Origin of the sequence: Nocardioides sp. Leaf374, from assembly GCF_916862475.1 — a bacterium.
GTDB classification, from domain to species: domain Bacteria; phylum Actinomycetota; class Actinomycetes; order Propionibacteriales; family Nocardioidaceae; genus Nocardioides; species Nocardioides kribbensis.
Map to the genome: position 1 here is coordinate 101,359 of NZ_CAKASO010000009.1, position 22,360 is coordinate 123,718.

The following is a 22,360-nucleotide window of genomic DNA, read 5'->3' on the forward strand; positions in this document are numbered from 1 at the left end:
GGTCGAGCGATGACCCACGTCGTCCTCTTCCACCACGCCCTCGGGCAGACGCCCGGCTTCCACGCCTTCGCCGACCGGCTGCGCGCGGCCGGTCACGAGGTCACCGCCCCCGACCTCTACGCCGGGGCGACCTTCACCGACCTCGACGAGGGCGTGGCCCACGCCCGCACCACCGGCTTCGACGTGGTGCGCCAGCGCGGCCTGGACGCCGCCGCCGACCTGCCCGACGACGTGGTGTGGGCCGGGATGTCCCTGGGGCTGATGCCGGCGCAGACCCTGGCCCAGACCCGACCCGGCGCCCGCGGGGCGCTGCTCCTGCACGGCAGCGTGCCGCCGGAGGCGCTCGGGTCGCCCTGGCCGAGCGGGCTGCCGGCGCAGGTGCACGTCATGGAGCACGACGACTGGGGCGACATCGACGACTGCCGCGCCCTGGCCGCCGCGCAGGACGAGGTCGAGCTCTTCCTCTACCCCGGCGCGGGCCACCTCTTCACCGACGCCTCCTCGGTCGACCACGACCCCGCCGCGAGCGACCTGCTCCTCGAGCGGGTGCTGGCGTTCCTGCGGCGGGTCGGCTAGCCCCCGGACGCCGGCGTCGTGATGACGTCGACGCCCGTCATGCCCGCCGCGCCCGCCGTGTAGGCGTGCGGCCGGTCGGCCGCCCACTCCGCGGTGGCGCCCGCGGCGAGCTCCAGGGGGGTGTCGTCGCCCGGCTCGACCCGGCACGAGCCGGTCAGCACCACCAGGCGCTCGCGGGTGCCCGTGGCGTGGGCCGGCGAGCGGCGACGACCGCCGGGAGGCATGCGCAGCAGCCAGACCTCCACCGTGCGGTCGGCCTCGGCGAGCAGGTGCAGCCGCACGGTCTCCAGCCCCGGGTCGGCCACCGCGACCCCGTCGCGGTCCTCGACGAGGGCGGCCAGCGGCACACCGAGCGGGCCCGCGAGGGCGTAGAGCGTGTCGAGGGTCGGGTTGCGGCGCCCCGTCTCGAGCTCCGAGAGCGAGCCCTTGCCCACGCCGGCGGCCTCGGCCAGCGCGGCCAGCGACAGCCCGCGCGCGCGGCGTACGGCGCGCACCCGTGCACCGGCCTCGGCGCCCGGGCGGTGGGCCTGGTCCGCCACGGGCGGCTCCCTCCGACTAGGGTTCTGTATACGGAACCCTAGCGCGGCGAGGAGGCCCCGGTGCCGACCACGACCGACGACGTCCCGGAGGCGCCCACCCACGGCAGCCCGGTGCTGGCCGGCGTGGTGGTCGCCCTCGTCGGCTTCTCCAGCTCCTTCGCGGTCGTGCTGGCCGGGCTGGTGGCCGTCGGCGCCTCGCCCACCCAGGCCGCCTCCGGGCTGCTGACGCTCTGCGTCACGCAGGCGCTGGGCATGCTCTGGCTCAGCCTGCGCCACCGCATCCCGCTCACCCTGGCCTGGTCGACCCCGGGCGCGGCGCTGCTGGCCACGACCGGCGGTGCCGTGGGCGGCTGGCCCGCGGCGGTGGGCGCGTTCGTCGCCACCGGCGCGCTGGTGCTGCTCACCGCGGCGTGGCCCCGGCTGGGTGACCTGGTCGCCCGGGTGCCGCCCGCGCTCGCCCGGGCGATGCTCGCCGGGGTGCTGCTGCCGCTGTGCCTGGCGCCGGTGACGGCGCTCGCCACCGACCCGTGGGCGGTGGGGCCGGTCGTCGTGGTGTGGCTGGTCCTGCTGCGCGCGGCCCGCCGGTGGGCCGCGCCCGCGGCGCTGGGCGCCGCGTTGGTCGTCGCCGTGGTCGACGTGACCGCCGGCGACGGCGCCCGGCTCGCCGCGGGCGACCTGCTGCCGCGTCTCGACCTCACCGCTCCGACGTGGACGCTGTCGGCCCTGGTGGGCCTGGCGCTGCCGCTCTACGTCGTCACGATGGCCTCGCAGAACCTCCCCGGGGTGGCGGTGATGAGCGCCGAGGGCTACGCCGTGCCGTGGCGCGAGTCGATGGCGGTCACGGGGGTGGCCACCGTGGTCGGCGCCCCGGCCGGCGCCCACGCGGTCAACCTGGCCGCGATCACCGCGGCCCTGGCGGCCGGCCCCGAGGCCGGCCCCGACCGTGGGCGCCGCTGGGTGGCCGCCGTCACCGCGGCGGTGGCCTACCTCGCGCTGGCGGTGGCCAGCGCCGCCCTGGCCTCGCTGGTGGCCGCCTCCTCCGGCGCGGTGGTGCCGGCGGCCGCCGGGCTGGCGCTGCTGGGCACGTTCGCCGCCTCGGCCAGCGACGCCCTGGGCGCGCGCGAGCAGCGTGAGGCCGCGGCCGTCACCTTCCTCGTCGCCGCCTCCGGCGTCGTCGTGCTCGGCGTGGGGGCGGCGTTCTGGGCGCTGCTGGCCGGGCTCGGCGTGCGCACGGCGCTGCGCGCGGGCCCCCGGGCGGTCACGACACCGCGACGGTGAACCAGGTCGAGCGCAGCCCCAGCGCGGAGCGGAACGCGTCGCCGCTCACCGTGACCGAGCCCCGCGTGCCGCTCAGCACCAGGGCCGAGACCCGACCGCCCCACTCGCCGTTGCCGTCGCGGGCGGTGACCCGCACGCCCCGCAGGTCGCCGACCGCGGGCCAGCGCCGCTCCAGGGTCTCGTCGGCCAGCCCCACCGACCAGTCGTGCACGGGGTTGCCGGCCCAGTCGTCGTAGGGGTCGGCCCGGGCCACCAGGTAGGGCACCGAGCCGGCCGAGGTCCATCCCCCGCTGCTCGAGGAGAACTGCGTGAAGGCGGGCGACCCGTCGGCGAGCAGCACCTGCCCCGCGGTGTCGGCGATGGCGGCGTCGGAGGCGGGGTGCTCGGAGCCGACCCCGCCGTAGACTTGGGAGGCGGTGGTGTCGTAGACGTCGAAGTGGCCCCCGCGGGGGTGGAGCCGCTCGTAGGCGGCGTAGGTGCGGGCCGCCACCGCCTGGGCGCGCACGGCGGCCGGCGACCAGCTCGCCGGCACCTCGCGCGGCACCACGCCGCGCAGGTAGGCCTCCAGGCGCAGGTCGTTGACGGTGTCGCGGGCAGCCGAGCCGGGGGTCACGGTGGCGGCACGCAGCCGACCGCGGTACTGCTGGTCCCCGCCGGGCGTCACCAGGGTGAGCGGCCGACCGCCCGCGGCGAGCTCCCCGTCGCCCTCGAGCTCGCGCCAGCGCCGCCAGCGGTCGGTGCGGAAGGAGACCCGCGTGGCGCCGGTGGCGGCCTGCTGCACCCGCCACAGCGAGGCGCCCTTGTCGGGCAGCAGCGTCAGCTCACCGGTCGCGGTGTCGCGCAGCGTCAGCCCCGGCCGGGCGCGCACGACGAGGTCGTCGGTGGTGTCGGCGCCGACGAGCACGTCGATGCGTCCGGCGCGCCGGCCCCAGGTCAGGTCGGGGTAGTAGAAGTCGAGGATCTCGCGGTGGTCCAGGCCCTGGCGGGCCGCGCCCTCCGCGCCGTACTGCGACATGCCGTGACCGTGACCGTAGCCGTGGCCGGTGAGGGTCAGCACGGCGTCGGGCGGCACGGTCCAGGTGTCGGCGGCCGACGCGGCCGACGCGGACGGCGTCGCCGCGAGCGGGGCGAGCAGGGGCACGGCGACGGCGGCGAGCAGCAGAGCGACGCGCGCACGACCGCGGGGGCGGCGGGACAGCATGACCCGATGGCACCACACGACCCACCGGCCCCGCGGGGCTCTTCCCGAACTACGCCGGGGTAGTTCGCGGGAGGGGGCTCAGACGAGCCAGAACCAGTCCGAGCGCAGCCCGAAGAACGAGCGGAACCGGTCACCGCTCACGGTGCTGGAGGCGTCGGTGCCGCTCACGCGCACCTCGACGACGCGACCGCCGCGCGGGCCGTCTCCGTCGCGGCGGGTGACCTCCACGCCGGTGAGCTCTCCGATCTGCGGCAGCGCCCCCTCGAGCGCCTCGTCGCTGATCCGCACCGTGCCCTCGGGCCACGGCACGTAGGGGTTGCCGCGCCACGGGTCGTAGGGGTCCTTCTTCGCCCGCAGGTAGCCGAAGGATCCGGCCCGGGTCCAGCCGCCGTTACTGGCCGAGAACTGCGCGAAGATCGGCTTCCCGTCCTTCGTGCGCACCTGGCGCGCGGTGGCCCGGATCGCCGCGTCGGCCCGCGGGTGCTCGGCGGAGAAGCCGCCGTAGACCTGGCAGGCGGCGGTGTCGCACAGCTGGTAGTGCCGCGAGCCCGGTGCGGCGGCGCGCTCGAAGGCGGCGTAGGTGCGGGCGGCGACGGCCTGGGCGCGGATCGCGTCGGGGTCCCAGGTCGAGGCGATCACCTCGGCCGGCACCACGCCCCGCAGGTAGGACTCCAGCGCGACGACGTTGACGGTGTCGCGGCCCGACCCGGAGGCCGCCGAGCGCAGCGCGCCGCGGTAGTCCACGGCGCCCGCGGGCGTGTGCAGCCGCACCGGTGCTCCCCCGGCCGCGAACTGCGCCTGCCCCGGCAGCACCCGCCACCGCTTCCAGGGGCCGCCCGAGGTCTGCGACGAGACCAGGCTGTCGCCGTCGGCGGCGGCGGTGATCCGCCACCGGCTCGCCTCGGGGCGGGCCTCGTCGAGTCGCCAGGTGCGCGCCGAGCCCGCCGACCCGGTCGCGGTCAGGGCCCGACGCGCGCTCACGACGACGTCGTCGCTGGTGTCGGCCGAGATCAGCACCCTGACGTCGCCGCCGACCGTGCCCCGGCCGGTGCCGGGGTAGTAGAAGCGCAGGATCCGCTGGGCCCCGAGTCCCTGGCGCGCGGCGCCCTCGGCGCCCCACTGCGACAGGCCGATGCCGTGGCCGTAGCCGCGCCCGGCCAGGTCGACGCCACCGATCGGGGCCCGCCGCTCCCCCTCCTCGGCGGCCGCGCCGCCCGGCGGCAGGGCGACCGACACCAGTGCCACCGACAGCAGTGCCACCGACAGCAGGGCCACCGACAGCAGGGGGCCTGGGCCGCTCAGGCGGCGCGCGGGGTGGGCACGGGCGGGGCGGATGTGGCGCACAGGGACTCCCGGGGGGTGGAGGCAGGCAGGACGCGCCCGATCCTCACAGGAGGACCGGGCGCGTCTCAAGCCCGCTCGGTGCGGTGCGGTGCCGTGCGGGGTGGTGCGGTCAGCCGTTGTAGGACGGCTGCGACTGGGCGTTGAAGGTGCCCATGCGCACCTTCTTGGCCTTGTTCACGCGCGGGTCGTCGATGGCGAAGACCTCGAGGCCGCGGGTGATGTCGCTGGAGTAGATGTGGCCGTTGTACCAGTACGTCGACCAGGAGCCACCGAGCACGAGCTCGGTGTCGGAGATGGCTCCGCGGTCGAAGTGGGCGATCTCGACCGGCTTGCGGGAGTTGGTGAAGTCGAAGACCGAGAAGCCGCCCTGGTACCACGCCTGCACCATGATGTCGCGGCCCTCCACCGGGATCAGCGAGCCGTTGTGGGCCACGCAGTTCTCGGTGAGCGCCTGGGTGCGCGGGATCTTGTAGTAACTGCGGAACTCCAGGTCGCGACGCACGATGTCGTAGATGCCGTTGGCGCCCCGCTTGGGGCCGGTGCCGGGGTTGCAGGTCGGCGCACCGCCGCCGCCGAGCTCGTCGGTGAAGACGACCTTGGTGCCGGCGTTGTTGAAGGTGGCGCTGTGCCAGAAGGCGAAGTTGCGCTCGTCGCGGACCCGGTCGATGACGCGGGGCTCGGCGCGCTTGCTGATGTCCATCAGGATGCCGTCGCCCATGCAGGCCCCCGCGGCGAGGTCCTTCTTCGGGTAGGCGGTGATGTCGTGGCAGCCGCTCGTGGCGCTGTTGCCGCCGGGCACGCCGCTGCCGGGGTTGCCGCCGCCGGGGAACAGCCTCGGCGTGCGGAGCAGCTCCGCCCCGGCGGGGTCGGCCACGGGCACGGTGACGATGCTGATGCGGTCGTGCGGGGTCTGGCAGTCGGGGAAGGCGTCGTTGGGTCCGTAGGAGGACACGTAGACGAAGAGCCGCTGCCCCGACTTCGACGGGGCGAGGGTGTGGGTGTGCGAGCCGCAGTCGGTCTCCACCGACGCGACGTACTCCGGGGCGGCGGGGTCGGAGATGTCGAAGACCCGCAGGCCCTCCCACGAGGACTCCTCCTCGGCCGACTGCGAGACGCTGCTGCACGAGTCGTCGCTGCGGCTGGAGTCGACGCTCAGCACGAGGACGTCGCGGTAGACCGAGACGTCGCCCTGGCCCCCGGGGCACTCGACCTGGGCCACGCGCTTCGGCTCGGTGGGGCGGGAGATGTCGAAGACCGCGAAGCCGTTGTAGTTGCCGTCGTAGGCGTACTTGCCCTGGAAGGCCAGGTCGCTGCCGACGCCGCCGTTCTCCGGGGTGAAGGAGCCGACCAGCGGCTTGCGGGCGATCTGCCGCACGTTGCTGCTCTTGTCGACCTCGCCCTGGTCGGCGGTGGCCTCGTAGGAGTCGAGCCCGGCGAGCGCCTGGCCGGGCAGCGCGCAGGCGTCGTCGAAGTTGTCGCCGGCGGCGCGCAGGTCGGCGCGCTCGGCGGGGGTGCAGGTCGGGTCGGTGCGCTCGGCGGAGGCCGAGCCGGCGCCGGTGACCGTGAGGCCGGCGACCGCGCCGGCGCCGAGGGCCAGCGAGAGCAGCGCGAGCCCGGCGCGGGTGCGGCGGGGGGTGGGTGGTGTCACGGGGGTGGGCCCTTCGTCCGAGTGTCGAATCCCTCCGCGGGTGCCGCGGAGGGGTGGGTCAGGAGAATCTTGGCCGCTGTGGCCCGATCGCGCCACCCTGTGATGTGCTGGATCCATGACTCGGGTCGTTGTCCTGCACCGTACGTCGATCGCCGCGGCCGCCGCCGTGCTCGCGCTGGGCCTCGCGGGGTGCAGCTCCGACGACGGCGCCGCGGACACGCCGGAGGGGGGCGCGTCGGACGCCCCTGCGGCGGCCCTGCCCGCCGGCGTCGACGCCGACGACGCGTCGTTCCTGACCCAGATGGTGCCCCACCACGCGCAGGCGCTGACGCTGGTCGACCTGGCGCAGACCCGGGCTGCGAGCCCGGCCGTGCTCGCAGCGGCCGACCGCATCGCGGCGGGCCAGGGCCCCGAGATCCTCGAGATGGCGGCGTGGCTCGACGCCCGCGGCCTCCCGGTGCCCGACGAGTCCGACCTGGCGGAGATGACCGAGGCGGTGTCGGGCGACTCCGCGACGGGGCACGAGGGTCACGACATGGAGGGCATGGAGGGCATGGGGGCCATGCCCGGGATGCTCGGCTCCGACGACCTCGACGCCCTGGCCGCGGCCGAGGGCGTCGACTTCGACCGGCTCTTCCTCACCGACATGATCCGCCACCACGAGGGCGCGGTCACGATGGCCGAGGCGGTGCTCGCCGACGGCTCCGACCAGCGCGTCAACGAGATCGCCACCGAGATCTCCGCGGGCCAGACCGCGGAGATCCAGCGGCTCGAGGTCCTGCTCGACCGGCTCTGAGGCCGGCCGCGCGGCGGCCGCTCCCGGTCAGACGCGGCCCGGGCGCGCGGCAGACGCGGGTCAGACGCGGTGCAGCCGGCGGGCGGCCTCCGCGATCGACCCGCTCATCGAGGGGTAGACGGTGAAGGTGGCCGCGAGCTGGTCGGCGGTGATCGACTCCGCCACGGCCAGCGACACCGGGTGGATCAGCTCGCTGGCCCGAGGACCGACCACCACGCCGCCGACGACGATGCCGGTGCCGGGACGGCAGAAGAGCTTGACGAACCCGTCGCGCACGCCCTGCATCTTGGCCCGCGGGTTGCCCGACAGCGGCAGCATGACGACCTCGGCGGTGATCTCCCCGTTGTCGACGGCCTGCTGCGACCAGCCGACCGTGGCGATCTCGGGGGCGGTGAAGACGTTGGAGGCGACCTTCTTGAGGTCCAGGGGCGCGACGGCGTCGCCGAGGAAGTGGTACATCGCGATCCGGCCCTGCATGGCCGCCACCGAGGCGAGCATCAGCACACCGGTGCAGTCACCGGCGGCGTAGACCCCGCGGGCCGTGGTGCGCGAGACACGGTCGACGCCGACGAAGCCGCCGTCCTTGAGCCGCACGCCGGCGTCCTCGAGACCGAGGTCGGTGGTGTTGGGCACCGAGCCGAGCGCGAGGATGCAGTGCGAGCCCTGCACGCTGCGGCCGTCGGTGAGCGTCACGGTCACGACGTCGCCGTCGCGGGTCACCGACTCCATCCGCGAGCGGGAGAGCACCTTCATGCCGCGGCGCTTGGAGACCTCCTCGAGCACGGCCGAGGCGTCGGCGTCCTCGCCGGGCAGCACGCGGTCGCGCGAGGAGACGAGGGTGACGGGGATCCCGAGGGCGAGGTAGGCCGACGCGAACTCGGCCCCGGTCACGCCCGAGCCGACCACGATCAGCTCGGTCGGCACCTCGGTGAGGTCGTAGACCTGCTCCCAGGTGAGGATCCGCTCGCCGTCGGGCTGGGCGCTGGGCAGCGTGCGGGGCGAGGCACCGGTGGCGATGAGCACGGCGCCGGCCTCGAGGGTCTGCTCGGAGCCGTCGGGGGCGGTCACCACGACGCGCTCGGGGCCGTCGAGGCGGCCGCGGCCGCGCACCACCGTGACGTTCTCGCGGTCGAGGCGGCGGCCGATGTCGACCGACTGCTCGGCGGCGAGGGCCTTGACCCGGGTGTTGACCCGGGCCAGGTCCACGCTGAGCGTCGTGGCCGCGTCACCCTCCACGTCGTGGAAGTTGACCCCGAGCTCGGCGGCGCCGGCGACCTCGGTCATCAGCTCGGAGGTGGCGATGAGGGTCTTGCTCGGCACGCAGTCGGTGATGACCGCCGACCCGCCGAGACCGTCGGTGTCGACCACGGTCACCTCGGCCCCGAGCTGGCTGGCGACCAGCGCGGACTCGTAGCCCCCGGGACCACCGCCGATGATGACGACCTTGTCGACTGTCCGGTCGGGCATGGCTGTGCTCCTCGCGCTGGCGGGCTCGGTCAGAGGCTGACGGGGGCTGACGGGGGCGGTCAGAAGTTGATCATGTGGCCGGCGATGCCGTGCACGGCTTCCTTCACCGACTCACCCAGCGTCGGGTGGGCGAAGACGTTGCGGGCCACCTCGTCGGCGGTGAGGTCCCACTGCTGGGCCAGGGTCAGCACCGGCAGCAGCTCGGTCACGTCGGGGCCGATGAGGTGGGCGCCGATGATCTCGTTGTGCTCGGCGTCGGCGACGACCTTCACGAAGCCGACCGCGTCGCCGAGTCCCTGCGCCTTGCCGTTGGCCGAGAAGGGGAAGGTGGAGGTCTTGACGTCGTAGCCCTTGTCCTTGGCCTGCTGCTCGGAGTAGCCGAACGAGGCCACCTGCGGCTGGCAGTAGGTCGCCCGCGGGATCATGTCGAAGTCGATCTCCATGGTCTCCGCGCCGGCGATGGTCTCGGCGGCCACGATGCCCATGGCCTCCGCGGCGTGGGCCAGCATCATCTTGCCGGTGACGTCGCCGATGGCGTAGACGTGCTCGACATTGGTGCGGCCCCGCCCGTCGACGGCGATCGCTCCCCGCTCGGTGAGCTCCACACCGGCCGCCTCGAGGCCGTAGCCCTCGACGCGCGGGGCGAAGCCGATGGCCTGCATGACCTTGTCGGCCTTGAGGACCTCCTGCTGGCCGTCCTTCGACACCGTCACCGAGACCTGGTCGCCGGAGTCCTCGATCGACTCGACCTTGGTCGACAGGCGCACGTCGACGCCGAGCTTCTTGTAGTGCTTGAGCAGCTCCTTGGACACGTCGGCGTCCTCGGTGGGCACCATGCGGTCGAGGAACTCCACGATGGTCACCTCGACGCCGAAGTTCTTCAGCACGTAGGCGAACTCCACGCCGATCGCGCCGGAGCCGGCGATGATGATGGAGCCGGGCAGCTGGTCGGTGAGGATCTGCTCCTCGTAGGTCACGACCCGCTCGCTGAGCGAGGTGCCCGGGATGAGCCGGGTCTTGGCGCCCGCGGCGACGATGAGGTCGGTGCAGGTGTAGGAGGTGACGTTGCCGTCCTTGTCCTTGACGTCGACGCCCTGACCGCCGTCGACCGCGCCGGTGAGGGTGCCCCAGCCGTCGATCTCGGTGATCTTGTTCTTCTTCATCAGGAAGTGGACGCCCTTGACGATGCCGCCGGAGACCTGGCGGCTGCGCTTGTGGGTGGGCCCGAAGGCCATGGTGGCGTCGCCCTCGATGCCGTACTTGGCCTTCTCGTGGGTCAGCACGTGGGCGAGCTCGGCGTTCTTGAGCAGGGCCTTGGAGGGGATGCACCCGACGTTGAGGCAGACACCGCCCCAGTACTTCTCCTCCACCACGGCGACCTTCTTGCCGAGCTGGGCCGCGCGGATCGCGGCGACGTAGCCACCGGGACCGGCGCCGAGGACGAGGACATCGAAGTGCGTGCTCACGGGCTCCACCCTAGGGCTCGCGCGCAGGTCGGCCCAAGGCGGGCGGGCACCCGGCACTACTCTTCGTCACGTGACGCTCTACGCCGCCTACGGGAGCAACCTCGATCCCGCCCGCATGGGCGAGCGCTGCCCCCACTCGCCGCTGCGCACGACCGGCTGGCTGGAGGGCTGGCGGCTGACCTTCGGTGGCGAGGAGCACGGCTGGGACGGCGCCCTGCCCACCATCGTCCAGGACCCCTTCGAGCAGGTCTTCGTGGCCGTCTACGACGTCACCCGCGAGGACGAGAGCAGCCTCGACGGCTGGGAGCAGGCCGACACCGGCCTCTACCGCAAGACCCGGGTGCGGGTCTCCACGCTCACCGGCGAGCAGGTCACGTGGGCCTACGTCCTCGACGCCTACGAGGGCGGCCTGCCCTCCGCCTCCTACCTCGGCGTGCTGGCCGACGCCGCCGAGGCCGCCGACGCCCCCGCCGACTACGTCGCCGCCCTGCGCCGACGCCCCTGCCGCTCCTCGGGCCTGTAGCTCCCCGGGCGCGGCCCGTGGCCCGCGACGGGTCGCGGCACGCATAGGCTGAGGAGGTGAACGACGACGCATACTCCCTGGCCACCGACGCCGCCCAGAAGCTCGCCGACCTGACCGGCGTCGAGCGCCACGACGTGGCCCTGGTGCTCGGGTCCGGCTGGCTCCCCGCGGTGGACGCACTCGGCGAGGCCACGGCCGAGATCGCCACGACCGACCTGCCCGGCTTCAACCCCGCCGCGGTCGCCGGCCACTCCGGCACGATTCGCTCGGTGCGCTCGGGCGAGCGCAACCTGCTGGTCTTCCTCTCGCGCACCCACTACTACGAGGGCAAGGGCGTGCCGGCCGTGGTCCACCCGGTCCGCACCGCGGCCGCCGCGGGCTGCTCCACGATCGTGCTCACCAACGGCTGCGGCGGGCTCAAGGAGACCTGGAGCCCCGGCCAGCCGGTGCTGATCAGCGACCACATCAACCTCACCGGCCGCTCCCCCATCGAGGGCGCGCGCTTCGTCGACCTCACCGACCTCTACTCCCCGCGCCTGCGCGCCCTGTGCCGCGAGATCGACCCGAGCCTCGACGAGGGCGTCTACGTCCAGTTCCCCGGACCGCACTACGAGACCCCCGCCGAGATCGGGATGGTCCGCGCGATCGGCGGCCACCTGGTCGGGATGAGCACGACCCTGGAGGCCATCGCCGCGCGCGAGGCCGGCATGGAGGTGCTCGGCATCAGCCTGGTCACCAACCTCGCCGCCGGCATGAGCGGAGAGCCGCTCGACCACGCCGAGGTCCTCGAGGCCGGTCGCGCCGCGGCCAGCCGGATGGGAGACCTCCTCTCCACGATCGTCCCGCGGATCTGATGGCCCCCGACGAGACGACCGGCGAGACCCCCGACCCCACCGGCGACCTGTCCTCGGGTCGCGAGACCCGGGCACGACTGGTCGAGGCGGCCACGCGGGCCTTCGCCGACCACGGGGTGCAGAACGCCTCGCTGCTCGACATCACCCGCCAGGCCGGCCAGCGCAACCGGGGCGCGGTGCACTACCACTTCGGCTCCCGCGCGGGGCTGCTGACCACGGTGCTCGACCAGTTCACCGACGTCCTCGCCGCGCGCGAGCGCGAGCTGCTCGCCGTGGCGCACGAGCGGCCCGACGACGACCTCGGTGCGGCCGTCGAGGCCGTCGTGCGTCCCAGCGTCGAGGTGGCCGAGAGCGACTGGCGCGGTCGCTGCTACCTCATGATCGTCGCGGAGCTGATCGCCGACGACCACGCCCGCGCCATGGACGGGGTGGAGGAGGCGCTGGCCCGCACCGGGGGCCACGAGGTCTACGCCCTCATCGTCGAGCGGATGCCGACGATGCCCGACGCGCTGCGCGACGAGCGGCTGAGCCTGATGACCGGCTTCGTGCTGCGCGCCATCGGCGACCGCGCCCGGGCCCTGGGCGGCGACTCCCCCCGGCGCGAGCGCCTCGACACCGACGCCTTCGTCGCCAACCTGGTGGCCATGGCCGCGGCGATGCTGCGCGCCCACCCCCTGCCCGACGTGCCCGCGTCCGACCTGCCCGCGTGAGCACGCTGTCGGCGCGCATGCGCGAGGGGTCGATGGCCGAGCACCGCGCCGCCGAGGCCTCGGTCTTCGTCACCCGGCTGCTCGAGGGCGGGGTCGACGCCGCCGGCTACACCGCCTACCTGCTGCGGCTGCAGCGCGTGTACGCCGCGCTCGAGCGCACCGCCCGCGCCCACCTGCACCACCCCGGTGTCGTCGCGGTCCACGACCCCGACCTCGAGCGGTCGGCCGCGCTGGAGGCCGACCTGGAGCACTGGGCGCCCGGCGGGCCCCGCGAGGTCGACTCCCCCGCGGTCGCGGCCTACGAGCGCCGCATCGAGGCCAGCACCGGCGTGGCCGGCGGCGCCGGCTTCGCGGCCCACCACTACACCCGCTACCTCGGCGACCTCTCCGGGGGCCAGGCCATCGGCCGCACCCTCGACCGCACCTTCGAGCTCGGGGGCCGCGGCACGGACTTCTACCGCTTCGACGCCGTGCCGAGGCCCAAGCCCTACAAGGACGGCTACCGCCTGCGCCTCGACGGGCTCGACCTCGACGAGGCGCAGCAGGAGGCGGTCGTGGCCGAGGTGCAGGCGGCCTTCGCCCTCAACCAGGCGCTCTTCGTCGAGCTCGCGGCGGAGCTGGACCTGCTCGGCGCGCGCTGACGCACCCCCGGCTTGGACCGCCGCGCTTGGGTGGACCCATGAGCACCTCCGCACCGATCCCCGCGAGCATCCCGACCCGCACCCTCGGCACCGCCTCCCACGAGGGTCGACCCCTCACCGTCTCCGCCCTCGGCCTGGGCTGCATGGGCATGTCGGAGTTCTACGGCACCGGCGACGAGCAGACCGGCGTCGACACCATCCACCGCGCCCTCGACCTCGGCGTGACCTTGCTCGACACCGCCGACATGTACGGCCCCTTCACCAACGAGCAGCTGGTGGGCCGCGCCATCGCCGGCCGCCGTGACGAGGTCCAGCTGGCCACGAAGTTCGGCAACGAGCGGCTGCCCGACGGCACCCGCCTGGGCATCAACGGCAGGCCCGACTACGTGCGCACCGCGTGCGACGCCTCGCTGCGACGGCTCGGCGTGGACCACCTCGACCTCTACTACCAGCACCGTGTCGACAAGACCGTGCCGATCGAGGAGACCGTCGGCGCGATGGCCGAGCTCGTCGAGGCCGGCAAGGTCCGCCACCTGGGGCTCTCGGAGGCCTCGGCCGCCACGATCCGGCGCGCCCACGCCACCCACCCGATCACCGCGCTGCAGACCGAGTACTCCCTGTTCACCCGGGACCTCGAGGACGAGATCCTCCCCGTGCTGCGTGAGCTCGGCATCGGCCTGGTGCCCTACTCGCCGCTGGGTCGCGGCATCCTCACCGGCGCGATCACCGACGAGAGCCAGCTGGAGGAGGGCGACTCGCGTCGCACGGCGTACTTCCCCCGGCTCAACGGCGAGGGGCTGCGCGCCAACCTCGCGCTCGTGGCGAAGGTGCGCGGGATCGCCGAGGCCAAGGGCTGCACCCCCGGCCAGCTCGCGCTCGCCTGGGTGCTCGCGCAAGGCGACGACACCCTCGGCGTCGCCCCCATCCCCGGCACCAAGCGCGTGCGCTACCTGGAGGAGAACGCCGGGGCCGTCGCGGTCTCCCTCGACGCCGCCGACCTCGAGGCCCTCGAGCGTGCCGTGCCGCGCGACGCCGTGGTGGGCGAGCGCTACGGCGACATGAGCAGCATCGACGCCTGAGCGGGCGTGAGGGGGACCCGGTTTCCCCCGCACCGGCGCGGGGCAGCCTCCGGTCGTGCCTCGTCGTCTCTCGGTCGCCCTGCTCTCCGTCCTCGTCGGCGTCACCGCCGCCTGCAGCAGTGGCGGCGGTCAGGACGGGTCGGCCGGGCCCGGCGCTCCCTCCGCGTCCTCGCCGGCCACGCCGACCCCGAGCGACCCGGCGCCACCCGCCCGCTCGACCGCCGTCGCCCTGGACCGGGGCACGAGCACCCGGTGCGCGCCCGCCCGGAAGCCCTACGTGGTCTGGGAGTCGTTCCGGGTGAGCGCCCCGGCGACGGTCGAGCGCCTGGTGCTCGAGGGGCTGCAGGGCGTCGAGGTCTCCGGGCAGTCGATCAGTCGCCGCCCGCCCGGGCAGGTGTCCTACACCGGCATGGCACGCGGCACCGCGCCTCCCCGGAGCGAGCGCGACACCGTGGCGTGGGGCGAGCGGAGCGCCCTGCCCGCGCAGGTGAGGCCCGGCGACTACTACGTCTTCGCACGCGTCTCGCAGGCCCGCCGCGGCGGCGGCTGGGACCGCTTCGGCCTGGAGTTCACCGACGCCGACGGGGTGGCCGGCAGCGTGACGCGCGCCTGGGCCACCGGCTTCCGGGCCGCGTCGGACCCGGTGCCGGCGCCGGGTGGTCGCTGCGGCTCCTGAGCGCTCGCGGCGCCGGACCGGCCCGGCTAGGACCGCCGGTCGCCACGCACTAGCGTCAGCCCCATGACCCGCCCCGACCTCGCCACGCTGCTCGACCTCGCCCGCGCCTGGACCGCCGACGACCCCGACCCGGCCACCCGGGCCGAGCTGGACGCGGTCGTGACGGCGGCCGAGGCGGGCGACGCGGCGGCGCAGGGCGACCTGGCCGACCGCTTCGACGGCACGCTGGAGTTCGGCACGGCCGGCCTGCGCGGCGCCCTGGGTGCGGGGCCCCGCCGGATGAACCGCGTGGTGGTGACGCGGGCGGCCGCCGGTCTCGCGGCGTACCTCCGGGGGACGGGGGCGCGCGGCGGCGTGGTGATCGGCTACGACGCGCGGCACAACAGCGACGTCTTCGCGCGCGACACCGCCGAGGTGATGACCGGCGCCGGCTTCGAGGCCCACCTGCTGCCCGCCCCCCTGCCGACACCCGTGCTCGCCTACGCCATCCGCGAGCTCGGCTGCGCCGCCGGCGTGATGGTCACCGCCAGCCACAACCCGCCCGAGGACAACGGCTACAAGGTCTACCTCGGCGACGGCAGCCAGATCGTCGCCCCCGTCGACGCCGCCATCGCCGCGCAGATCGCCGCGGTCGGCCGGGTCGCCGACGTGCCCCGCGGTCGCCCCGGGCGGGTGCTGGGCGAGGAGGTCGTCGACCGCTACCTCGACACCACCGCCGCCCTCGTGGCCGACGGGCCGCGCGACCTCGACATCGTCTACACCCCCCTGCACGGCGTCGGCGGCACCTCGGTCGCCGCGGTGCTGGAGACGGCCGGATTCGCGGCCCCCCGCGTGGTGGAGCAGCAGGAGCAGCCCGACCCCGACTTCCCCACCGTCGCCTTCCCCAACCCCGAGGAGCCGGGCGCCATGGACCTGGCCATGGAGCTGGCCGCCCGCGTCGACGCCGACCTCGTGGTCGCCAACGACCCCGACGCCGACCGCTGCGCGGCGGCCGTGCCGACCCCGCAGGGCTGGCGCATGCTGCGCGGCGACGAGGTCGGCGCCCTGCTCGCCGACCACCTGCTGCGCTCGGGCCGCGAAGGCACCTACGCCACCTCCCTCGTCTCCTCCAGCCTGCTCGGCACCATGGCCGCTGCCGCCGGCCAGCCCTACGTCGAGACCCTCACCGGCTTCAAGTGGATCGGTCGCGTCGACGGCCTCGCCTTCGGCTACGAGGAGGCGCTCGGCTACTGCTGCGACCCCGAGCACGTGCGCGACAAGGACGGCGTCTCGGCGCTCCTGCTGCTGTGCGACATCGCCGCCGGGGCCAAGGCCGAGGGCCGCACGCTGCTGGACCTGCTCGACGACATCGCACGCCGCCACGGCCTGCACGCCACCGACCAGCTCTCGGTGCGCGTCGAGGACCTCGGCGTCATCACCCGGGCGATGCAGACGCTGCGCTCCACCCCGCCGACCGTGCTCGGGGGCCTCGCGGTGGAGGCGGTCGACGACCTCGCCGCTCCGCCCGCCGGCGGCCTGCCGCCCACCGAGGGCCTGCGCTACCGACTCGCCGAGGGCGCGCGCGTGGTCGTGCGCCCCAGCGGCACCGAGCCCAAGCTCAAGTGCTACCTCGAGGTGGTCGTGCCCGTGGAGGCCGGCCCCGACGCCGACGTGGCCGATGCCGTCGCGGCCGCCCGCATCGTCGCCGCGGGACGCCTCGACGCCGTCCGCACCGACCTCGCGGCCGCCGCGGGACTGTAGGCCCCGGCGGGGGCCCGGCGCTGCGCGACGACGTCGCACGGGCAGGGTCCTACGAGCAGGGTCACACGCGCGGCGTCAGGGCAGGGTCACACGAGCAGGGTCACACGAGCAGGGTCACCACGAGGGCGACGGCGAGCACCACGACGACGCCCACCCAGGGCCAGCTGGTGCTGCGCCGGGCCTCGCCGAGCAGCGCCTCCTGCTCGGGCGAGCGGGCCGCCACTCCGCGCGCCAGACGGGCCTGCTCGGCCAGGTGACGCAGCCGCTGCTCGACGAAGTCGGCCTGGTCGACGCCCTTGCCCGCGGGCGCGGTGACCTCGCTGAGCCAGCTGCTGGGGCGACCTCCCCGACGGGCCGCACGCGCCTCGCCGATGAGCTGGCGCGAGCTGCGCGCGATGGTCGGGGAGACGAAGCGGCGCTCACCGGCGAAGACGGCCAGGACGTGGCGCACGACCACGCTGGTGACCGCGGCCAGCGGCACCCGGTCGGTGCGCACGAGGTGGCGCAGCACCAGCACGTCGCCCTCGACCCAGACGGCCGGGCGCAGCATGACCAGCCACACCACGACCTCGAACAGCGCGACGCCCACGACGAGGGCCGGGCCCAGCCCGCCGTACACGCCGGCCAGGACGAGGACGGCCGGACCGATGGCGAGACCGAGGTAGCCGGTGAACCTGCCGTTGCTGGGCGGGAAGCGCTGGACCTCGACGCTCTCGTCGACCACGTGACTCTCCTCCGCGTGCGCTCACTGCGGGGCCCGGTGGGGCCCGGTCGCCGGTTGGGGCACCGACGGCGCGCAACCCTATGCTGCCCTCATGCCTATCACTGCCTCGTCGGCTGCCACCGCGCCGACCGGCGGCAGCGGCCTCGCGGACGTCACCTCGTCCGACGCGGCGCTGCGCCGTTTCCTCCACGGGCTCCCCGGTGTCGACCAGGTCGGCGCCGAGGCCCGGGCCGCGTCGCTGGCGACGCGCTCGATCAAGACCACGGCCAAGGAGCACGCGCTCGACCTGGCCATCCGCATGGTCGACCTCACCACCCTCGAGGGCTCCGACACCCACGGCAAGGTGCGCGCGCTGGCCGCCAAGGCCGTGCGCCCCGACCCCGCCGACCCGGCGTGCCCGTCGGCGGCCGCGGTGTGCGTCTACCCCGACATGGTCGCCACCGCCAAGGAGACCCTCGGCGACAGCGGCGTGCACGTGGCCGCCGTGGCCACCGCCTTCCCGAGCGGTCGCGCGGCCCTCGACATCAAGCTCGCCGACACCCGCGACGCGGTCGAGGCCGGCGCCGACGAGATCGACATGGTCATCGACCGCGGGGCCTTCCTCTCCGGCCGCTACCTCCAGGTCTTCGAGGAGATCGTGGCCGTGCGCGAGGCCTGCGCCCGCGCCGACGGCGAGGACGCCCACCTCAAGGTGATCTTCGAGACCGGCGAGCTGCAGACCTACGACAACGTCCGCCGGGTCTCCTGGCTGGCCATGCTGGCCGGCGCCCACTTCATCAAGACCTCGACCGGCAAGGTGCAGCCCGCCGCCACCCTCCCGGTGACGCTGGTAATGCTGGAGGCCGTGCGCGACTTCCGCCGCCAGACCGGCCAGATGGTCGGGGTGAAGCCCGCGGGCGGCATCCGCACCAGCAAGGACGCGATCAAGTACCTCGTGATGGTCAACGAGGTCGCCGGCGCCGACTGGCTCGACCCGGACTGGTTCCGCTTCGGCGCCTCGACGCTGCTCAACGACCTGCTCATGCAGCGCACCAAGCTGCGCACCGGCCGCTACTCCGGCCCCGACTACTTCACCCTGGACTGATCCCATGACACCCAGCAGCCCCTTCGACTACGCCCCGGCGCCCGAGTCGCGCGCCGTCGTGGACATCAAGGCGACCTACGGCCTCTTCGTCGGCGGCGAGTTCGTCGACGGCCACGGCACCCCCTTCGCGACCGTCGACCCCGCCACCGAGGAGGTCCTCGCCGAGGTCGCCGAGGCCAGCGACGCCGATGTCGACGCCGCGGTCAAGGCCGCCCGCAAGGCCCACGAGCGCGTGTGGGGCCGGATGCCCGGCCGCGAGCGCGCCAAGTACCTCTACCGCATCGCGCGGATCATCCAGGAGCGCAGCCGCGAGCTGGCCGTGCTGGAGACCATCGACAACGGCAAGCCGATCAAGGAGTCGCGCGACGTCGACGTGCCGACGGTCGCCGCGCACTTCTTCTACTACGCCGGCTGGGCCGACAAGCTCGAGCACGCGGGCTACGGCACGACCCCGCTCGGCGTCGCCGGCCAGGTCATCCCGTGGAACTTCCCGCTGCTGATGCTGGCGTGGAAGGTCGCGCCCGCACTGGCCTGCGGCAACACCGTGGTGCTGAAGCCGGCTGAGACGACGCCGCTGACCGCGCTGCTCTTCGCCGAGATCTGCCAGCAGGCCGACCTGCCCGCGGGCGTCGTCAACATCGTCACCGGCGCGGGCGCCACCGGTCAGGCCCTCGTGGCCCACCCCGGCGTCGACAAGGTCGCCTTCACCGGCTCGACCGCGGTCGGCAAGGCCATCGCCCGCACGGTGGCCGGCACCTCCAAGAAGGTCACGCTCGAGCTGGGCGGCAAGGCGGCCAACATCGTCTTCGACGACGCCCCCGTCGACCAGGCCGTCGAGGGCATCGTCACCGGCATCTTCTTCAACCAGGGCCACGTCTGCTGCGCCGGCTCGCGGCTGCTGGTGCAGGAGTCGATCGCCGAGGAGGTCCTCGACCGCCTGCGCGAGCGGATGTCGACCCTGCGCCTGGGCGACCCGCTCGACAAGAACACCGACATCGGCGCGATCAACTCCGCCGCCCAGCTCGCCCGCATCCGCGAGCTGGCCGACGTCGGCGAGCAGGAGGTCTCCGGCGAGCGCTGGTCGCCGGCCTGCGAGCTGCCCGAGCGGGGCTTCTGGTTCCCCCCGACGGTCTTCACCGGGGTGACCCAGGCCCACCGGATCGCCCGCGAGGAGATCTTCGGCCCCGTGCTGTCGGTGCTGACCTTCCGCACCCCCTCCGAGGCGGTCGAGAAGGCCAACAACACCCCCTTCGGCCTCTCCGCCGGCATCTGGTCGGAGAAGGGCTCGCGCATCCTGGAGATCGCCAGCCGGCTGCGCGCCGGCGTGGTGTGGGCCAACACGTTCAACAAGTTCGACCCCACCAGCCCCTTCGGCGGCTACCAGGAGTCCGGCTACGGGCGCGAGGGCGGCCGTCACGGCCTCGCGGCCTACCTCGAGGGAGGACAGCGATGAGCGACCGCATCGACGTGCGCAAGACCTACAAGCTCTACGTCGGGGGCGCCTTCCCCCGCTCGGAGTCCGGCTACACCTACGAGGTCACCGACGCGAAGGGAGCCTTCGTGGCCAACGCCGCCCTCGCCTCGCGCAAGGACGCCCGCGACGCCGTCGTCGCCGCCCGCAAGGCCTTCGGTCCCTGGTCGGGCCGCACGGCCTACAACCGCGCCCAGGTGCTCTACCGCGTCGCCGAGGTGCTCGAGGACCGTCGCCCGCAGTTCGTGCAGGCCGTCGTGCAGTCCGAGGGCTTGTCGGCGAGCAAGGCCGAGCGCGTGGTCGACGAGTCCGTCGACCGGCTGGTCTGGTACGCCGGCTGGGCCGACAAGATCACCCAGGTGGTCGGCGGCGCCAATCCCGTCGCCGGGCCGTTCTTCAACCTCACCACCCCCGAGGCCACCGGCGTCGTCGCCGTCCTCGCCCCCGAGCGGTCCTCGCTGCTCGGGCTGGTCACCGCGATCGCGCCGGTCGTCGTCACGGGCAACACCGCGGTCGTCGTGTCGTCGTACTCCCGGCCGCTGGCGGCGGTGACCCTCGCCGAGGTGCTCGCCACCTCCGACGTGCCCGGCGGCGTGGTCAACGTGCTGACCGGGTCGGCCGCGACCCTCGGCCCGTGGCTGGCCTCGCACATGGACGTCAACGCCCTCGACCTGCTCGGCACCGCGGGCCAGACCGAGCTGGCGCGCGACCTGGAGGTGGCCGCGGCCGACAACCTCAAGCGCGTGCGTCGCGCCCCGGCGGCCGAGCCCGACTTCACCCGCGAGCCCGGGCTCGACACCATGACCGACTTCCTGGAGCTCAAGACGGTCTGGCACCCGATGGGCGTCTGACCCGAGTCACGCACCCCGACAGCAGCGACATCGACGACGCCCCCGGCCCACGGCCGGGGCGTCGTCGCGTGCGGGCTCGCGGAGGAGGCTCGCGTGGCGGGGTCAGTCCGCGGCGGCCAGGGCGCTGCGGGTAGCGGTGACCACGTCGGCGACGGCCTGCCGCGCGGCGACCGGGTCGACCGGGCGCGCGGCGGTGAGGGTCACCCGCACGACGGCGCTGCCCTCGCGGAACCACACCCGCGAGACGCCCGTCGGGTCGTCGCCGTCGAGCAGGGTGCCGCAGGCCTCGAGGTCGGCGGGGAGGCCGACGACCGGCGACTCCACCGTCTCCCCGCGCGAGCGCATCAGCGCGCACGCCTCGTCCCAGGTGCGCTGGGCGGCCTCCTCGTCGCTCTCGGGGGCCGCCGACCCGGTGTCGGTCGAGGGCGAGCCGGAGACGTCCGTGGCGGGCCCCGCGGAGGACCCGGTGGAGCCGGACTCCTCGGGCTCCTCCTCGACGACGACCGGCACGCTGAGGACCCCGATCGAGCCGACGTCGTAGGCGCGCAGGCGACAGCCGCCGGCCACGAGGTCGCCGGTCGCCTCGACACCCGGCGCCTGCCAGTCGAGGCTGCTCAGCAGGGAGGTGTCGAGCACCTGTCCGCAGACGCGCGGGGAGACGTCGGGCGGGTCGGCGACGGGGGCCTCTCCCCCGCCGGCGACGGCTGTCGCCGTCACGACCACGACCGCGCCCGCCACGAAACCCGCCGCGACGCCGAGCGCGGTCCTCTTCTCCACCATGGGGCCCTCCTGCCCGCCGGGCCCGCCCCCGAAACACCGACGCCCCGCGCCAGGCGGCACAATGGGCCGGTGCGTGCCCGGGTGATCGTCCTCGCCGGCCCCTCCGGGTCGGGCAAGTCGCGACTCGCGGAGCGGATCGGGCTGCCCGTGCTGCGCCTCGACGACTTCTACAAGTCCGGGGGCGACCCCACGCTCCCGCGGATCACCGAGGGCGCCAACGCCGGCATCGTCGACTGGGACCACCCCGACTCCTGGCTGCCCGAGGACGCCCTCGAGGCGATGGTCGCGCTGTGCCGCGACGGGCGCGCGGAGGTGCCGGTCTACGACATCGCCCACGACGGTCGCACCGGCACCCGGCTGCTCGACCTCTGCGGCGGCGACCTCGTCCTCGCCGAGGGCATCTTCGCCCAGGACGTCGTGGGCCCGGCCCGCGAGGCGGGGATCCTCGGGGCGGCGCTGTGCATCCGTCGCTCGGCCGCGCTCACTTTCTGGCTGCGCCTGACCCGCGACCTGCGCGAGCACCGCAAGCCACCGCTGGTGCTGGTGCGCCGGGGCCTCGCCCTGGCCCGCGCGCAGCGCGGTGTGGTGGCCGACGCCGTGGCCAAGGGCTGCCGCCCGGTCTCCCCCGACGAGGCCGTGGCCGTGGTCGACGCCCTGCGGGCCGGGGCGCCGGCGCCGTGACCGGCGGCGCCCCGCTGCCCTTCGGGCCCGCGCTGCGCCAGCCCGACCAGCGCTCCTGCGGCGCGGCGGTGGTGGTCGTGGCGCGCATGCTGGACGACGCGGCGTACGCCGAGCGCGCCCTGCCCCGCTTCGGCGCGGAGGTGCTGGCCGCCCACCGACGGCTGACCGGGGCGCGGGACGCGACCGGTGCCCTGCAGGCGCCGTGGCCGCGCGCCGTCGGCACTCCCCCGT

The 22,360-nt window shown here is 74.7% G+C and carries 23 protein-coding genes; 15 read left to right on the plus strand and 8 right to left on the minus strand.

The window, feature by feature from the left end:
* Positions 1–9 precede the first annotated feature (9 nt).
* Complete coding sequence (locus tag LPA27_RS06640) at positions 10–576, plus strand: dienelactone hydrolase family protein (protein ID WP_228941938.1); 567 nt, start codon at positions 10–12, stop codon at positions 574–576.
* On the opposite strand, the gene LPA27_RS06645 is transcribed toward LPA27_RS06640, so the two are convergent.
* Positions 573–1,115 carry a helix-turn-helix domain-containing protein gene (locus tag LPA27_RS06645; RefSeq protein ID WP_228941939.1) on the minus strand — a complete coding sequence of 181 codons (543 nt, stop codon included), beginning with the start codon at positions 1,113–1,115 and terminating at the stop codon, positions 573–575. The two genes, LPA27_RS06640 and LPA27_RS06645, sit on opposite strands and share 4 nt — an antisense overlap.
* 60 nt (positions 1,116–1,175) lie before the next feature.
* Here LPA27_RS06645 and LPA27_RS06650 point away from each other — a divergent pair, with 60 nt between their 5' ends.
* Positions 1,176–2,393 carry a benzoate/H(+) symporter BenE family transporter gene (locus LPA27_RS06650; RefSeq protein WP_228941940.1) on the plus strand — a complete coding sequence of 406 codons (1,218 nt, stop codon included), beginning with the start codon at positions 1,176–1,178 and terminating at the stop codon, positions 2,391–2,393.
* Here the strand turns inward: LPA27_RS06650 and LPA27_RS06655 are convergent.
* The 3 genes from LPA27_RS06655 to LPA27_RS06665 form a co-directional block, all read right to left on the minus strand.
* Positions 2,374–3,594, minus strand: a complete 1,221-nt coding sequence (locus tag LPA27_RS06655) for a SpoIID/LytB domain-containing protein (protein WP_228941941.1) — start codon at positions 3,592–3,594, stop codon at positions 2,374–2,376. The genes LPA27_RS06650 and LPA27_RS06655 overlap by 20 nt on opposite strands.
* A 78-nt stretch (positions 3,595–3,672) precedes the next feature.
* Entirely contained in the window at positions 3,673–4,938 is a 1,266-nt protein-coding gene (locus LPA27_RS06660) for a SpoIID/LytB domain-containing protein (protein WP_228941942.1), read from the minus strand.
* A gap of 109 nt (positions 4,939–5,047) precedes the next feature.
* On the minus strand, positions 5,048–6,586 hold the full coding sequence (locus LPA27_RS06665) for an LVIVD repeat-containing protein (RefSeq protein ID WP_056863896.1): 1,539 nt from the start codon (positions 6,584–6,586) through the stop codon (positions 5,048–5,050).
* 115 nt (positions 6,587–6,701) lie between these two features.
* Here LPA27_RS06665 and LPA27_RS06670 point away from each other — a divergent pair, with 115 nt between their 5' ends.
* Positions 6,702–7,382, plus strand: coding sequence for a DUF305 domain-containing protein (locus LPA27_RS06670; protein ID WP_228941943.1), 681 nt, complete (start codon positions 6,702–6,704; stop codon positions 7,380–7,382).
* A 60-nt stretch (positions 7,383–7,442) separates the two neighbouring features.
* On the opposite strand, the gene LPA27_RS06675 is transcribed toward LPA27_RS06670, so the two are convergent.
* Both LPA27_RS06675 and lpdA read right to left on the minus strand, forming a co-directional pair.
* Positions 7,443–8,849, minus strand: coding sequence for an NAD(P)H-quinone dehydrogenase (locus tag LPA27_RS06675; RefSeq protein ID WP_056863894.1), 1,407 nt, complete (start codon positions 8,847–8,849; stop codon positions 7,443–7,445).
* A 59-nt stretch (positions 8,850–8,908) separates the two neighbouring features.
* Positions 8,909–10,315, minus strand: coding sequence for a dihydrolipoyl dehydrogenase (lpdA, locus tag LPA27_RS06680; RefSeq protein WP_056863893.1), 1,407 nt, complete (start codon positions 10,313–10,315; stop codon positions 8,909–8,911).
* Between the two features lie 70 nt (positions 10,316–10,385).
* On the opposite strand from lpdA, the gene LPA27_RS06685 reads away from it, so the two are divergent.
* The 7 genes from LPA27_RS06685 to LPA27_RS06715 all read left to right on the plus strand — a co-directional run bounded on the left by LPA27_RS06685 (position 10,386) and on the right by LPA27_RS06715 (position 16,538).
* Complete coding sequence (locus LPA27_RS06685; RefSeq protein ID WP_056863892.1) at positions 10,386–10,838, plus strand: gamma-glutamylcyclotransferase; 453 nt, start codon at positions 10,386–10,388, stop codon at positions 10,836–10,838.
* Between the two features lie 56 nt (positions 10,839–10,894).
* A complete protein-coding gene (locus LPA27_RS06690; protein ID WP_056863891.1) occupies positions 10,895–11,692 on the plus strand; it encodes a purine-nucleoside phosphorylase in 798 nt (265 codons plus the stop codon).
* Positions 11,692–12,402 carry a TetR/AcrR family transcriptional regulator gene (locus LPA27_RS06695; RefSeq protein WP_082500194.1) on the plus strand — a complete coding sequence of 237 codons (711 nt, stop codon included), beginning with the start codon at positions 11,692–11,694 and terminating at the stop codon, positions 12,400–12,402. Before LPA27_RS06690 ends, LPA27_RS06695 begins: the two co-directional genes overlap by 1 nt.
* On the plus strand, positions 12,399–13,043 hold the full coding sequence (locus tag LPA27_RS06700; protein ID WP_228941944.1) for a heme oxygenase (biliverdin-producing): 645 nt from the start codon (positions 12,399–12,401) through the stop codon (positions 13,041–13,043). The genes LPA27_RS06695 and LPA27_RS06700 overlap by 4 nt, the downstream gene beginning before the upstream one ends.
* A gap of 38 nt (positions 13,044–13,081) precedes the next feature.
* On the plus strand, positions 13,082–14,122 hold the full coding sequence (locus tag LPA27_RS06705; RefSeq protein ID WP_228941945.1) for an aldo/keto reductase: 1,041 nt from the start codon (positions 13,082–13,084) through the stop codon (positions 14,120–14,122).
* Between the two features lie 55 nt (positions 14,123–14,177).
* Complete coding sequence (locus LPA27_RS06710) at positions 14,178–14,798, plus strand: hypothetical protein (RefSeq protein ID WP_228941946.1); 621 nt, start codon at positions 14,178–14,180, stop codon at positions 14,796–14,798.
* Between the two features lie 63 nt (positions 14,799–14,861).
* Entirely contained in the window at positions 14,862–16,538 is a 1,677-nt protein-coding gene (locus LPA27_RS06715; protein ID WP_228941947.1) for a phospho-sugar mutase, read from the plus strand.
* A gap of 100 nt (positions 16,539–16,638) precedes the next feature.
* Here LPA27_RS06715 and LPA27_RS06720 read toward each other — a convergent pair whose 3' ends face one another.
* Positions 16,639–17,262 carry a hypothetical protein gene (locus tag LPA27_RS06720; RefSeq protein ID WP_193661264.1) on the minus strand — a complete coding sequence of 208 codons (624 nt, stop codon included), beginning with the start codon at positions 17,260–17,262 and terminating at the stop codon, positions 16,639–16,641.
* A gap of 91 nt (positions 17,263–17,353) precedes the next feature.
* Here LPA27_RS06720 and deoC point away from each other — a divergent pair, with 91 nt between their 5' ends.
* The 3 genes from deoC to LPA27_RS06735 are packed head-to-tail and all read left to right on the plus strand — an operon-like array spanning position 17,354 to position 20,668.
* The gene (gene deoC / locus LPA27_RS06725; RefSeq protein ID WP_228941948.1) at positions 17,354–18,346 is read left to right on the plus strand and encodes a deoxyribose-phosphate aldolase; all 993 of its coding nucleotides are present in this window, start codon (positions 17,354–17,356) and stop codon (positions 18,344–18,346) included.
* Between the two features lie 4 nt (positions 18,347–18,350).
* Entirely contained in the window at positions 18,351–19,799 is a 1,449-nt protein-coding gene (locus tag LPA27_RS06730) for an aldehyde dehydrogenase family protein (RefSeq protein WP_228941949.1), read from the plus strand.
* On the plus strand, positions 19,796–20,668 hold the full coding sequence (locus tag LPA27_RS06735; protein WP_056863880.1) for an aldehyde dehydrogenase family protein: 873 nt from the start codon (positions 19,796–19,798) through the stop codon (positions 20,666–20,668). Before LPA27_RS06730 ends, LPA27_RS06735 begins: the two co-directional genes overlap by 4 nt.
* A gap of 102 nt (positions 20,669–20,770) precedes the next feature.
* Here the strand turns inward: LPA27_RS06735 and LPA27_RS06740 are convergent, their stop codons facing one another.
* Positions 20,771–21,448: a hypothetical protein gene (locus LPA27_RS06740; protein ID WP_228941950.1), complete on the minus strand. Its 678-nt coding sequence runs from the start codon at positions 21,446–21,448 to the stop codon at positions 20,771–20,773.
* 69 nt (positions 21,449–21,517) lie between these two features.
* Here LPA27_RS06740 and LPA27_RS06745 point away from each other — a divergent pair, with 69 nt between their 5' ends.
* Positions 21,518–22,129 carry an ATP-binding protein gene (locus tag LPA27_RS06745; protein WP_228941951.1) on the plus strand — a complete coding sequence of 204 codons (612 nt, stop codon included), beginning with the start codon at positions 21,518–21,520 and terminating at the stop codon, positions 22,127–22,129.
* The coding region (locus tag LPA27_RS06750) for a hypothetical protein (protein WP_228941952.1) at positions 22,126–22,360 on the plus strand (235 nt) is incomplete at its 3' end. The genes LPA27_RS06745 and LPA27_RS06750, both read left to right, overlap by 4 nt.